Raw genomic sequence first — 13,175 nt, forward strand, 5'->3', positions numbered from 1 at the left:
GTCTTGTGATATGCCCTCCCGGCGCTCGCCGGGCGCGCCCCTCATCACCGCGGGGTGGTGTGGCCGCCCCGCCACCCCCGGGGGCCGCCCCCCCCGGGCCCCCGGGGGAGAGGCGGCCGCGTCGGCCCGGACCGGGCTGCGGGCGCTCGTGCCGTCTTCGGACCGCCGCGCGGCGGTGTTGCTCCGTCGGGGGAGGGGGGCCGCGTCGGCTCGAACGCGGCTGTCGGCGCCCGTGCCGCCTTCGGGCGGCCTGCTGCGGACGCGCCGGAAGCGGGCGCAAGCCCCGAAGGGCGCGGACCAGCGCCCGGCGCGAATCGGGCCCGGCACGGCCCGTCCCCCGGGCCCCGGAGGACGTCGACCCCGGCGGACGCCGGACACCGAGCCCCGCCGGGACGTCCGCGCACACGTCGCACGGCAGCCACGTCGGCCTGGGGCGGTCATCCCCCTGCCCAGGGGCCCAGGGGCGAAGGCCCGGCGGAGCAGCACCGCCGCGGGGCCGGGGCTTGCCCGGGTGGGCGTGGGCGCCCCGGGGCCGGGACCTTCCCGCAGGCCGGGGTGGGCGCCGGCGTGCCGTGCCGGGCTCCGTTCCGGCCCCTCGTCGCGGCGGCCGCGTCCCTGCTCGCCCGCGCCGGGCGGCGGGGCCGTCTCACCCGACCGGGGTAAGCGCCGGTGGCGGTGTGCCGTGCTCGGCCGGGGCGATCCCGGGGCGTGTGACCACCCTGTCGCCAGGGGGTTCCGGGGGCGGAGCCCCCGGGATACAGGGGGCGGCGGGCCTCGCCGCGGACCGCGTTCCGGCCGTGCGGGGCGCGCGGGGGTGGCGGTCAATGGGGGTCGTACACACCGGCAGGAGCCGATCGCGGCCGCCGGACCGGACGTACGGGACGGAGTACGGGCCATGTCGGCACTGGGAACGGGGCTGTCGCGGCTGCGGGCGGCCACCGGAGGCGCGGGCACCCGATGGACCGCCGCCGCGGGCGACGCGGGCACCCGATGGACCGCCGCCGCAGGCGACGCGGGTGCGCGGATGGCCGCGGCCATGGTCCACCGGGGCGACGACTGGATCCGCCGGCGCGGACAGCTCAGCCGCGGCCGCACCGGCCGCTACCGGTTCGCGCACTTCGGGGAGGGCACCCGGATCGGCTTCCCCGTCGGCTGCCTGTTCAACACCGAGTGGATCTCCCTCGGCTCCCGCACGCTGGTCGGCGAGCACGTGAGCCTGACCGCGGGCATGGCCCCGTGCCAGGACCTGGGGGACCGGCCGCCGCTGCTGTGGATCGGCGACGCCTGCGTCATCGGCCGCGGCAGCCACATCGTCGCGCACGAGTCCGTGCGCATCGGCGGCCACGTCTACGTCGCCCCGTACGTCTACATCACCGACCAGAACCACGGCTACACCGCACTCGAGGAGCCCATCGGGCTGCAGATCCCGGCGAACCGCCCCGTGGTCGTCGGCGACGGCTGCTGGATCGGGACCGGCGTGATCATCCTGCCGGGCACCCGCCTCGGCCGTAACGTCGCCGTGGCCGGCGGCGCCGTGGTGCGCGGCACGTTCCCCGACCACTGCGTGATCGGCGGCGTCCCGGCCCGCGTCCTGCGCCGCTACGAGCCCGGGACCGGGTGGCGGGCGGTCGACCTGGACCGCACCCGTTCGGCCTAGGGGACCGGCCCGCCGGCCGGCGCGCGCCCCGGCAGGATCCGAAGGACAGGCCCCAGGGCCGCGGGAGGCATCACGGTCAGGGATCTCGACACGCCCGAGTCCGCCGACGTCACGATGATGGTGGTCGGCGACTCGATCAGCCACGGCAGCACCGGCGACTACACCTGGCGCTACCGCTTCTGGCGGCACCTGCGCGAGCAGCGCGTCGCCGTGGACTTCGTGGGGCCGAAGAAGTCCCTCGACACCGTCGCGACCCACACCATGGGCGACGAGGACCTCCGCTACGCCGATCCCGGGTTCGACCGCGACCACGCCTGCCAGTGGGGACTGACGTACGCCGACGCCAAGAACGAGATCGCCGATCTCGTGCTCACGTACCGACCGGACTACGTGCTGGTGCTCCTCGGCATCGACGACATCGTCTGGAACGACACGCGACCGCCCGGGTTCGAGGCCAACCTGCGGGAGTTCCTCACCGCCGCGCGCCGGGGCCGGACGGACGTACGGCTGGTGATCGGCACCATCCTCGACACCAACCGGGCGCACGAGGACGTCGGCTTCGCCCGGCGCGTCTTCCAGTGCAACGAGGTGATCCGCGACGTCTGCTCCGAACTGGACGACGAAACGTCGCCGGTCGCCGTCGCCGACACCTGCCGGGAGTTCTTCGCCCCGGACCACACCTGGGACGGCACGCATCCCAACCCGCGCGGCGAACTGCGCGTCGCCGCCGCCTTCGCGGACATGCTGGCCCTGCGCTTCGGGGTGGGACGGGCGTTCCGCCGGCCGCTGCCGGACGTCGGGGACGTGGCCGCGGAGCTGAAGCGCGACGCGGTGCCGGAGCTGAGGCTGGAGCGGTCCAAGGGCGGCTGGTACTCGATCCGGGAAAAGGGCGAGCAGACGCCCTGAGCCGACGCACTGAATCGATTCCGGGTCCACCGCCGTCACACCCGTCCGCCGCCCCCGTCACACGCGTCCGTGTGATCCCAACCGCCCCTTGGGTATTGACGATTGGTTGCCGCCCGTTCACCGTTGAGGTGTTCGATTCACCGTGCACGTGACCGGTCCGCCCAACCTCGGGGAAGGGATGAATCGTTGGAACAGCAGGGGCTGAGTCGGAAGCAACTCCTCGGCATGGCCGCCGCGGGCGCCGGCGCCCTCGTGCTCGGTCCGGGGCTTCCCCGGGCGTACGCGGACGGCGACGCCACCTACGCGGACGGCGATGCCACCGCGGGCGCCGCCGAGGCGCAGGCCCTGGTCGACGAGGCGGTCGACTGGTACGACGTGTCGCAGTGGGGCGTGGAGGGCAGGGGCTGGAGCGACACGGCCCGCTTCTACGACCGGCTCCCCGCCCGGGCGCAGGCGTCGGTACGCCCGGTGATCTGGAACCTCAGCCGCAACTCCGCCGGGATGGCGACCCGGTTCCGCACCGACGCGACGGCCGTGTACGTCCGCTACACGCTGCGCTCGACGAGCCTCGCCCTGCCGCACATGCCGGCGACCGGGGTGAGCGGCATCGATCTGTACGCCCGTGACGAGGCGACCGGACGCGACCGCTGGGCCGCCGTCGTCAAACCCGCCGCGCGGACCGTGGAGACGGCGCTCCTCACCGGGATCGACCCGGGCATGCGCCAGTTCACGGCGTATCTCCCGCTCTACAACGGCGTCGACTCGCTGGAGTTCGGCGTCCCGGCCGGCTCGGCCTTCCGTCCCGTGACGCCCCGGGAGCGCAGGCCGGTCATCATCTACGGATCGTCCATCGCGCAGGGCGCCTGCGCCTCCCGGCCGGGGATGGCGTTCTCCGCGATACTGGGCCGGCGCTTCGACCGGCCGGTCATCAACCTGGGCTTCTCCGGCAACGCGTTCATGGAACCGGAGGTCGGCGCGCTGCTCGCCGAGCTGGATCCGGAGGTGTTCGTGGTCGACGCCCTGCCGAACATGGAGGCGGACCTGGTGGCCGAGCGGGGTGAGCCGCTGATACGGCAGCTGCGCGCGGCGCGGCCGGAGACCCCCGTCGTGATGGCCGAGGACCGGACGTACGCGAACGCCTGGCTCTCCGCGGGGCTGCGGGAGCGGCAGGCCGCCAGCCGCGCGGCCTACCGGGAGGCGTACCGCAGCCTCCTCACCTCCGGCGTCCAGCGGCTGATCTACCTCGCGGGGGAGGACCAGCTCGGGAGCGACGACGAGGCCACGACCGACGGATCCCACCCCAGCGACCTCGGCATGGTCCGCTACGCCGACGCCTACACCCAGGTGCTGCAGCGGGTGCTGCACCCCGACGTCCCGGCCCCGGCCGGGTCGTGAACCCCCCTCCCAGTCCCCCCAGTCCGGCTCCTTCCTCCAAGGCGGTACAGGTGAAGCGCAGATCCATCGGTGTCCTCGGTACGGGGACCGTCCTCGGCCTCCTCGCCCTGACGGGTGTGGCCCCGGCGCAGGCCGCGCCGGAGCCGTGGTCCGGGCTCCCGCTGGGCCCGGCCGGGCTGACCGAGACCCGGACGACCGAGACCCTCCAGCCCGGTGTCACGCTCACCCGTATCGTGCGCGGCGCGGACGCCCCGGCGCTGACGTGGACGGTCGAGCTGGCCATCCCGGGCGGGGCCGGCTCGCCCGACCCCGACGCGCCGCCGACCGCGCTCAAGGACCAGGTGAGCGCGCAGGAGCTGCGCGCCGAGCTGGTCGCGGGCGGCTTCGCCGCGCGGGCCGAGGAGGTGGTGACGCCCGAGGTCGCCGACTACGCGGGCGGGACGCTCGGCTGGCGGGTGCGGGTCGGGGAGTTCGCCACCCAGACCGCCGCGAACGCCGAGCGCACCCGGCTGCGGAACGCCGGGTACACCGGATCCGCGTGGTACACCGGCTGGGACGGCGACCGGCCGTCCGACCCCGGTCCGTGGCGGATCGACGTCCTCACCATCGACCCGAGCCGCTTCCACGGCGCCCTGGAGGCGTCGTACGGGCCGGATCTCCAGGACCGGGAGAAGACCAGCGATCTGGCCACGGCGGCCGGCGCGTTCGCCGCGGTCAACGCCGGGTTCTTCGTCCTCGACCCGCGCGCCGGCGCGCCCGGCGACCCGGCCGGTACCGGCGTCTACGACGGGCGGCTGCTGAGCGAGCCGGTGGCGGGGCGGCCCGCGTTCGTCGTCCACAACGACGGCCGGCTCGGCCAGGTCGCTCGGCTCACCTGGCAGGGGCAGGTCGCCGGCAAGGACAGCGCGCTGCCGCTGGACGGCCTGAACCGCGTGCCGGGGCTGATCCGCAACTGCGGCGGCACCGCGGACGATCTGCCGACCGCCGCCCCGCTGCACGACGTGACCTGCACCGACCCCGACGAAATCATCGCCTTCACCCCGGAGTTCGCGGCGGGCACGCCGGCCGGCGACGGGCTGGAGGCCGTGCTGGACGCGCACGGCGAGGTCGTCGAGCTGCGCTCGCCGCGCGGCGGCGCCCTGCCGGCCGGCGGCAGCTCCGTCCAGGCGACGGGGGAGGCGGCCGGCCGGCTCGCCGCCCTCGCGCACACCGGCGAGCGGCTGCGGGTGACGAGCGATCTGCGGGACGAGCACGGCGCGCGGGTGTACCCGTCGCCCGAGACGAGCATCGTCAACGGCGGCCCCGAACTCGTCCGCGACGGACAGCAGTACGTCACCCTGGCCACCGACGGCATGGTGCAGCCCGGCAACCCGAGCTTCTACTACGGGTGGGTCCACAAGCGGAACCCGCGGACCATCGCCGGGACCGACGCCCAGGGGCGGATCGTGCTCGTGACCGCCGACGGCCGCGACACGGACGCGCTGGGCCTGAGCATCCCCGAGAGCGCGGCCGTGGCCCAGGCGCTCGGGCTGCGCGACGCCGTGAACCTCGACGGCGGCGGGTCGACCACGATGGTCGTCGGCGGCGCGGTGATCAACGATCCGTCCGACGCCGCCGGTGAACGCCCCGTCGGGGACGCGCTGCTGCTCGTGCCCGGCGACGACTGAGCCACGGGGTCCGCACCGGACCTCGACCGGCACACGGGGTCCGCACCGGACCTCGACCGGCACACGGGTCCGAACCGGACCTCGACCGACCCGCGGGGTCCGCACCGGCCCGGTGCGGACCCCGGCACGTCCTCCTCGTACGTCCACCGACCGAGGGAGCCGCCATGTCCGGCGTACCGACCGTCCTGCCCGCCCTGTACGGGCGGGCGCACCGGCTGCTCGTCCTGCTCGCGCTGCTGCTCGCCGCGCTGGCGCCCGCCCCGTCGGCGCTCGCCGTCGAGCCCGCCCCGCCGCCCTCGCCGCCGGGGGCCGAGGTCGTCGGCGTCACCCAGGTCGCCGACCGGCAGGTGGACCTCGCCGTACGGTCGCAGGCGCTCGGCGGCCGGACGGTGAAGGTGCGGCTGCTCACGCCCGACGGCTGGGACCCGGCCGACCGGAGCGAGCGGTGGCCGACGCTGTGGCTGCTGCACGGCTGCTGCGGGGACTACACGTCGTGGACGAAGGCGACCGACGTCGCCTCGATCGACAGCCTGCGCGACGTGCTCGTCGTGATGCCCGAGGCCGGCTGGAACGGCTGGTACAGCGACTGGTGGAACCACGGCGAGGGCGGCGACCCCGCCTGGGACACCTTCCACACCCAGGAGCTGCGGCTGCTGCTGGAGACCGGCTGGGGCGCGAGCAGCAACCGCGTGGTGGCGGGGCTGTCGATGGGCGGCCAGGGCGCGCTGCTGTACGCGGCACGGCACCCGGGGATGTTCAAGGCGGCGGCTGCGTACTCCGGTTCGGTGCACCCGCTGCTGAACGACGAGTCGGTGAACCGGATCATGGGGTACTTCGCCGGCCAGGGCAACGACCCCCTGCGGGTGTGGGGCGACCCGGTCGCCCAGCGCGACGTCTGGGAGGCCCACGACCCGTACCACCTGGCGTACCGGCTCCGCTCGATCCCCGTGTACCTCTCGTGCGGTGACGGCACCACGGGCCCCCTGGACCCGCCGGGACGCACCAGCGCGGTCGAGACGGACTTCAACCGCCAGAACCAGGCGCTGGCCGCCGAACTCGAGCGGCTGGGGGCAAAGCAGGTCGTGACGAACTTCTACGGCCCGGGCACCCACGCCTGGGCCTACTGGCAGCGCGAACTGCACGCGTCGCTCCCGATGTTGCTGGGAGCGCTGCGGGCGGAGGGCTGAGCCCGCCGGGACCGAACGCGGCGCGGTCCCAAATCACCGTTTGCTGTCAGGACTTGAACCCAGGAAAGTTTCGGCGATCGGTCGTCCGGCGCCCCAGGATATGTAAAGCCCACTGACGGATCTGCTAGCGTGCCGCGCATGGCTGAGGGGCGGCGGGACGCCGTGCGCGGGCTGCACCGGGACCATGTGGTCGGCGTGTTGCGCGACCACGGGTCCGCCAGCAGGTCCGACCTGGTGCGGGCGACCGGGCTGTCCCGGCCGACCGTCTCGGCGATCGTCGCCGAACTGCTGGGTGCGGGAACCGTCCGCGAGGTGGGCACGGCCAGCTCGGGCGAGCGTAAGGGCCGGCCCTCCAAGCTGCTCGCGCTGACCCCGCCGAGCGGGCGCGTGCTGGCTGTCGACATCGGGCACACCCACGTCCGCGCGGTCGTCGCCGACGCGTCCGGGCACGTCGTCCAGGAGCGCGCCGTGGCCTTCGAGCGGAGCGGCGGCCTCGGCGACGTCCTCGGCCAGGCGCGGCGACTGGTCGACGAAGTGCTGCGCGCGGCCGGCGTGGAGCCGCGCGGGCTGCACGCCGCCACCGTGGGCGTCCCGTCGCCGGTCGACCTGGCCGCCGGGCGCCCCCTGGCGTCGCGCTACCGGGGCCTCGGCCTGCCCGGTTCGCTCGGGCTCGACGCCTGGACCGACCGGGTGCGCGTGGCCAACGACGCCGATCTGGGAGCGGTCGGCGAGGCCGCCTTCGGATCCGGGGCGCGGTTCGGCACGTTCGTGTACGTCAAGGTCTCGCACGGCGTCGGCGCCGGACTGATCCTCGGCGGCCGGCTGTTCCAGGGCCGGGGATTCGCCGGCGACATCGGCCATATCCGCATCGTCGACGACGGCGAGGTCTGCATCTGCGGAAACCGCGGCTGCCTGGAGACGTTCACCTCCAGCGCCGCCCTGCTCAGGGCGCTGCAGCCCGCCCACGACACCCCCCTCGGCTTCTCCGACCTGGTGCGCCTCGCCGACGCCGGCGACCGCGGTACCTGCGCCCTGCTCGGCGACGCGGGCCGCACCATCGGCCGCGCCCTGTCGGCCGTCGTGACCACGCTGAACCCCGAGGCGATCGTGGTCGGCGGCGCGCTGGGCTCCCTCGGCGGACCGGTGGTGGGCGGCATCGAGGAGGCGCTGCGGCGCTACTGCCAGCCGGCCGCGCTGCGGGACCTCGTGGTGACCGTGGCGACGTGCGGGGAGCACGCCGAGGCGCTGGGCGGAGTGGCCCTCGGCTTCGGGCTCGTCGGGCACTGATTCCACCACCGGCGCACCACTGGCAAACGTCAAGTTCTTTGACGTAATACCCCTGTCATGCAGCCGTATTACGCCATTGACACGTCAGAAATCCCCTCTCTAAGCTCCGAACCCAACCGCCGGTGGTCACCGCTCAGTCAAGGCACTTGTCGAACCCTCACGACACCGCACCACACCGTGAAGCGGAGATTCCATGCCCAGGCCCGGTTACGCGGCCCGCACCGCCGGCGGCGGCGAGACCCTCGCGTGGGTCTTCGTACCCGGGTGAGAGCCCACCGCCCTCCAACAGCTCCTCAGGCACCGGAACGGTCCACCGCACCCCGATCCAGAAGGAGACTCCCTTGAGGTTCCCCCCGAAGAAACGCCTCGCCGCACTCATCTCCGCCCTCGTCCTCCCCGCCCTCGTGCTCACAGGCGCGGGCTCGCCGGCCGCGGGCGCCGGGGCGCCGGCCGGCGCCGACCCCGTCGTCCTTACGGACAGCGGCGCCGTCCGCGGCGACACGACGACCCTGACCCGGGCCGGCGCCACCCAGCGCTTCGACCAGTTCCTCGGACTGCCCTACGCCGCCCCGCCGGTCCGCGACCTGCGGTTCGCAGCGCCCGCCGCGCCCACGGCGTGGGAGGGGATCCGGGAGGCGGACCGGCAGTCGCCCGCCTGTCTGCAGTTCGAGCCCACCGGCGTCCGCGAGGAGCAGGCGGTCAGCGAGGACTGCCTCTACCTCGACGTCTACCGGCCCGCCCGGACCGACAGGAGCGCGAAACTGCCGGTGATGGTGTGGTTCCACGGCGGCGGCCACACCCAGGGCACCGGCGTGATCTACGGCGGCGGCACCATGGCCGCCAAGACCGGCACGATCGTCATCTCCGTCAACTACCGCCTCGGCGCACTGGGCTTCCTCGCCCACCCCGCCCTCAGCGCCGCCACCCCCGGCGGGTCCGGCAACTACGGGCGGATGGACCAGCTCGCCTCCCTGCGCTGGGTCCGGGACAACATCGCCCGCTTCGGCGGCGACCCCGGCAACGTGACGGTCTACGGCCAGTCCGCCGGCGGCTCCGCGGTGTGCGACCTGCTCGCCATGCCATCGGCCAAGGGTCTGTTCCACCGGGCCGCCGTCGAGAGCTCCGTCTGTACGTCGACCCGCACCACCCTCGCCGCCGGCGAGCAGAGCGGCGTCAGGTTCGCCACCTCCGTCGGCTGCACCGACGCGGCGACCGTCGTCGCCTGTCTGCGGAAGGCCTGGCCCGGCACCCTCATCGCCAACCAGGCTAACTACCAGGGCGGTTCCAAGGTCGGCGGCTCCCTGCTGCCGAAGTCGTTCAGCGAGGCGTTCGCCGACGGCAGCTGGAACGCGGTCCCGGTCCTGACCGGCACCATCCGCTCCGAGAACCGCCTCACCTCCACGGCGCTCGCCGGCATCACCGCGCACGGCTACACCGATCTGGTCCGCTCCACGTACGGCGCCAAGGCGGACGGCGTGCTGGAGCGCTACCCGCTGAGTGACTTCAAGAGCCCCTGGGACGCCATCACCCAGGTCCAGACGGACTCCCAGCGCGCCTGCCCCAACAACCAGGCCGCCCAGGTCATCGGTGCCAGGACCCCGGTCTACCGGTACGAGTTCAACGACCCGACCTCGCCGACCCTGTACGGCTTCCGCGTCCCCGGCGAGGACATGTCGAACGGGCACAGCGCCGAGCTGGCGTACCTCTTCGACTTCACCCTCGGCGAGGGCCCGCTGACCGCCGAGCAGGAGCGGCTCTCCGACCAGATGATGCGCTACTGGGGCGCCTTCGCCCACAGCGGCGACCCCAACACCGGCCGGGCGCCGACCTGGCCCGTGTACGGCGCCGCGCACAACGTGCTGCAGCTGCGCACCGGCGGCGCCAGCCAGGTCATCCACACCTTCGAGGCCGACCACCACTGCGCCTTCTGGCTCGGCTGACCAAGGCTCCATCCCCGCATCCCCGCATCCCCGCATCCCCGCATGAAGGGTGAGCAATGAATCCAGGAAGAGTACGGGGAGTCGTCGCCGCCATCGCCCTGGCACTGGCGGTCGGCGTGTCCCCCCTCGGCAGCACCGCAGGCGCCAGCGGCACCCCCGCCCAGGCCCCCGCCCAGGGCAAGGGCCAGCTCCGGGCCGGCGCGGCACGGGTGGACATCACCCCGCCGGCCGACCCGAAGTACCCGGCCCTGAACGAGTACGACAGCGAGAAGCTCTACCTCCGCGCCATCGTCTTCGAGAACCGGGGCGTACGCGGCGCCCTGATCGGCGCCGACCTCGGCGGCATCGACGAGGCGGTCTGGGCGGACACGGTCGCGAAGGTCGCGGGCGAGCTGAGGACGGCGCCCGAGAACATCATCGTCTCCTCCACGCACACGCACAGCGGCGTACCCGCCGGCCCGCCGGTCTCCGGCCCCCGGTACGGCACGGCGTTCGTCGCGGACACCGCCCTGAAGGCTGTCAGGCAGGCACGTACGCACCTGGCGCCCGCCCAGGTCGGCTACGCGGTCGGCGAGGCGTCGCTGAACGTCAACCGCGACGCCATCAGCCCGGCGACCCACAAGTGGACCCAGGCCGCGAACTTCGACGCCCCGGTGGACCGGTCCGTACCGGTCCTCACCTTCTACCGGAAGGACGGCGGCTGGCCGATCGCCACGTACGCCAACTACGCCATGCACCCCGTCAACGGCTACCTCAGCGGATTCACCTCCGCCGACTTCGCCGGGGCGACCAGCCGGTACGTGGAGCAGGCGTTCGGCGACGACATGGTGGCGGTGTTCACCCAGGGCGCCTCCGGCGACGTCAACCCGCGCTGGCTGCGCACCGGCACCAACGTGCTGGCGTCCCGGACCGACGTCCCCGTCACCGGCTACGAGATGGTCCGCGAGGACGTCGAGGCACCGCTGAGGGACGGCAAGGTCCCGTTCGGCGAGGCGGATCCCGCCGTCGTACGCCGGCTCTTCGACTACATGCAGGCCGTCGGCATCGTCCTCGGCGAAGAGGTCATCCGGGTGATGTCCCACCCGGGGGACCGCTCCTCCGACCCGGTGATCCAGGGGCGGCAGACGACCGTCACCTGCCCCGGCCGCACCCGGCTGGACAACGCCCGCGAGGGCGTCCCCGGCCAGTACGAGGACGGGCCCGACGTGTCGATCCGGATCGGCGCCCTCACCCTCGGCGACATCGCGCTCGCCACCACCGGCGCCGAGGTCTACACCCGCATCGGACTGCGCGTGAAGGAGCAGTCACCCCTCACCAAGACCATGTACGTGACCCTGGCCAACGGCCGGGCGGCGTCCGGCTACATCCCCGACGACGAGTCGTACGGACACCAGACCTTCCAGGTCCTCGGCTCCCGGCTGAAGCCCGGCTGCGCGGAGGACGCCATCGCGGACGGCATCGCCGACCTGATCTGACGGACGACGAACGAAGGCAGGAGGAAAACGCATGAGAGCCAGTGCAAGGACGGTGCTGGTGGCGGTGGTCTCGGCCGCGGTCTCGGCCGCGACGGCGCTCACGGCCACGGCCCAGCTCGGCGGCGGGGACTCCGACTACCCCGGTCAGTACCCGGTGGTGAGGACCGACAAGGGAGCCGTCCGGGGTGAGGCGAAGGCCATGGTCACCTCGTTCAAGGGCATCCCGTACGCGAAGGCGCCGGTCGGCGGGCTGCGGTGGAAGGCGCCGCAGCCGGCCGGGGCTTGGCAGGGGGTGCGGGACGCGACGCGGTTCGGCGGGTCCTGCGTGCAGGGCACCGGCTGGGACCCGGGCTACGAGCAGCCGACGCTCACCGAGGACTGCCTCTACCTCAACGTCTACGTCCCCTCGGACGCCGGGAAGAGGAAGCTGCCCGTCTTCGTCTGGAACCACGGCGGCGGCAACACCGGCGGCGCGGGCCGGGACACCAACCCCGACAAGTTCGTCACCCGCGAGGACGTCGTCTACGTCACCATCAACTACCGCCTCGGCGCGATGGGCTATCTCCTCACCCCCGCGCTGGAGCAGGACAACACCGACGGGGCGGCCGGCAACTTCGGCATCCTCGACCAGCAGGCCGCGCTGCGCTGGGTGCAGCGCAACATCGGCGCCTTCGGCGGCGACGCGGACAACGTCACCCTGGCCGGCCAGTCCGCGGGCGCGTCCAACACCGCCGTCCAGCTGGCCGCGCCCGGCGCCCGCGGCCTGTTCGACCGGGCGATCCTGCAGAGCGGCGGCGGCAACGCGGCGCGCACGCTCACCTCGGCCCGTACCAGCGGTGAGCGCTTCGCGGCCGAGCTCGGCTGCGCGCCGGGCGCGGACCAGGCGGCGTGCCTGCGGGCCAAGAGCCCGGCGGAGATCCTCGCCACGCAGCAGAAGGTCGGCACGTCCGGCGCCGTCGCCGGCACGCCCGTACTGCCCGAGGACCCCGTCGCGCTGATGAAGGCGGGCAAGCTCACCAGGCTGCCGGTCATCGTCGGCGGCACCTCCGACGAGCGCCAGCAGGCCGTCTTCGGCCAGTACGACTACCGGGGCGACCCGCTCACGGCGGCGCGGGTCGACGAGCTGATCGGCTCCTCGTACGGCGGCGGGGCGGACAAGGTGCGCGCCGCGTACGACGTGGGGGACTACTGGTCGCCCACCGTCGCCTGGGGCGCGATCACCAGCGACGAACGGGCCTGCCGCGACCGGACGCTGCGCGAGCGGCTGGCGGCCAACACCCGCACGTACGGCTACGAGTTCGCGGAGAAGGACGGCCCGCCGTTCACGTCGATCTGGCGCCTGGGCACGGACTACCCCTTCGGCGCCACCCACGTGAACGACCTCGGCTATCTGTGGGACTACCTCGGCACCGCGCTGCCGTTCAGCACCGCGCAGGTCGACCTGTCCAACCAGATGATCAGCTACTGGGGCAGCTTCGCGAAGGACGGCGACCCCAACACCGCGCTCGCGCCCGCCTGGCCGCGCTACGCCGCGCAGGGTGACGTGCTGCAGTTCCACGCCCCCTCGGCCGACCGGGTCGGGCCCGCCGCCATCGGCGCCGCGCACAACTGCGCGCTGTGGGACGAGGTGAGCCCGCTGCCCTGACGGCGCCCTTGGGAGA

9 protein-coding genes are annotated in these 13,175 nt (G+C 73.9%); all 9 read left to right on the forward strand.

All coding sequences use genetic code 11. The annotated features are described in order from the left end of the window. Positions 1-895 precede the first annotated feature (895 nt). The 9 genes from AB0M28_RS17455 to AB0M28_RS17495 all read left to right on the forward strand — a co-directional run bounded on the left by AB0M28_RS17455 (position 896) and on the right by AB0M28_RS17495 (position 13,159). Positions 896-1,657: an acyltransferase gene (locus AB0M28_RS17455; protein ID WP_365404883.1), complete on the forward strand. Its 762-nt coding sequence runs from the start codon at positions 896-898 to the stop codon at positions 1,655-1,657. Positions 1,658-1,774: 117 nt separating this feature from the next. Then, positions 1,775-2,563, forward strand: a complete 789-nt coding sequence (locus AB0M28_RS17460; RefSeq protein ID WP_365404886.1) for a GDSL-type esterase/lipase family protein — start codon at positions 1,775-1,777, stop codon at positions 2,561-2,563. Positions 2,564-2,749: 186 nt separating this feature from the next. After that, a complete protein-coding gene (locus AB0M28_RS17465; protein WP_365404889.1) occupies positions 2,750-3,958 on the forward strand; it encodes an SGNH/GDSL hydrolase family protein in 1,209 nt (402 codons plus the stop codon). A 107-nt stretch (positions 3,959-4,065) separates the two neighbouring features. Next, entirely contained in the window at positions 4,066-5,625 is a 1,560-nt protein-coding gene (locus tag AB0M28_RS17470) for a phosphodiester glycosidase family protein (RefSeq protein ID WP_365405014.1), read from the forward strand. Positions 5,626-5,789: 164 nt separating this feature from the next. Further along, positions 5,790-6,812, forward strand: a complete 1,023-nt coding sequence (locus AB0M28_RS17475) for an alpha/beta hydrolase family protein (RefSeq protein ID WP_365404891.1) — start codon at positions 5,790-5,792, stop codon at positions 6,810-6,812. Between the two features lie 138 nt (positions 6,813-6,950). Continuing rightward, complete coding sequence (locus tag AB0M28_RS17480) at positions 6,951-8,099, forward strand: ROK family transcriptional regulator (protein WP_365404894.1); 1,149 nt, start codon at positions 6,951-6,953, stop codon at positions 8,097-8,099. A gap of 341 nt (positions 8,100-8,440) precedes the next feature. Further along, positions 8,441-10,039, forward strand: coding sequence for a carboxylesterase family protein (locus AB0M28_RS17485; RefSeq protein WP_365404897.1), 1,599 nt, complete (start codon positions 8,441-8,443; stop codon positions 10,037-10,039). Positions 10,040-10,095: 56 nt separating this feature from the next. Further along, on the forward strand, positions 10,096-11,514 hold the full coding sequence (locus AB0M28_RS17490) for a neutral/alkaline non-lysosomal ceramidase N-terminal domain-containing protein (RefSeq protein ID WP_365404900.1): 1,419 nt from the start codon (positions 10,096-10,098) through the stop codon (positions 11,512-11,514). A gap of 31 nt (positions 11,515-11,545) precedes the next feature. Further along, positions 11,546-13,159 (forward strand): carboxylesterase family protein, encoded by a 1,614-nt coding sequence (locus AB0M28_RS17495; RefSeq protein WP_365404903.1) that lies wholly within the window; start codon positions 11,546-11,548, stop codon positions 13,157-13,159. The last annotated feature ends 16 nt before the right edge of the window (positions 13,160-13,175 follow it).

This window comes from Streptomyces sp. NPDC051940, assembly GCF_040680895.1.
GTDB lineage: Bacteria > Actinomycetota > Actinomycetes > Streptomycetales > Streptomycetaceae > Streptomyces.

Bases quoted from the DNA above. Each gene is read 5' to 3' on its own strand.
- AB0M28_RS17495 (WP_365404903.1), top strand. From the start codon at position 11,546: ATGAGAGCCAGTGCAAGGACGGTGCTGGTGGCGGTGGTCTCGGCCGCG.
- AB0M28_RS17490 (WP_365404900.1), top strand. From the start codon at position 10,096: ATGAATCCAGGAAGAGTACGGGGAGTCGTCGCCGCCATCGCCCTGGCA.
- AB0M28_RS17480 (WP_365404894.1), top strand. From the start codon at position 6,951: ATGGCTGAGGGGCGGCGGGACGCCGTGCGCGGGCTGCACCGGGACCAT.
- AB0M28_RS17460 (WP_365404886.1), top strand. From the start codon at position 1,775: ATGGTGGTCGGCGACTCGATCAGCCACGGCAGCACCGGCGACTACACC.
- AB0M28_RS17455 (WP_365404883.1), top strand. From the start codon at position 896: ATGTCGGCACTGGGAACGGGGCTGTCGCGGCTGCGGGCGGCCACCGGA.
- AB0M28_RS17475 (WP_365404891.1), top strand. From the start codon at position 5,790: ATGTCCGGCGTACCGACCGTCCTGCCCGCCCTGTACGGGCGGGCGCAC.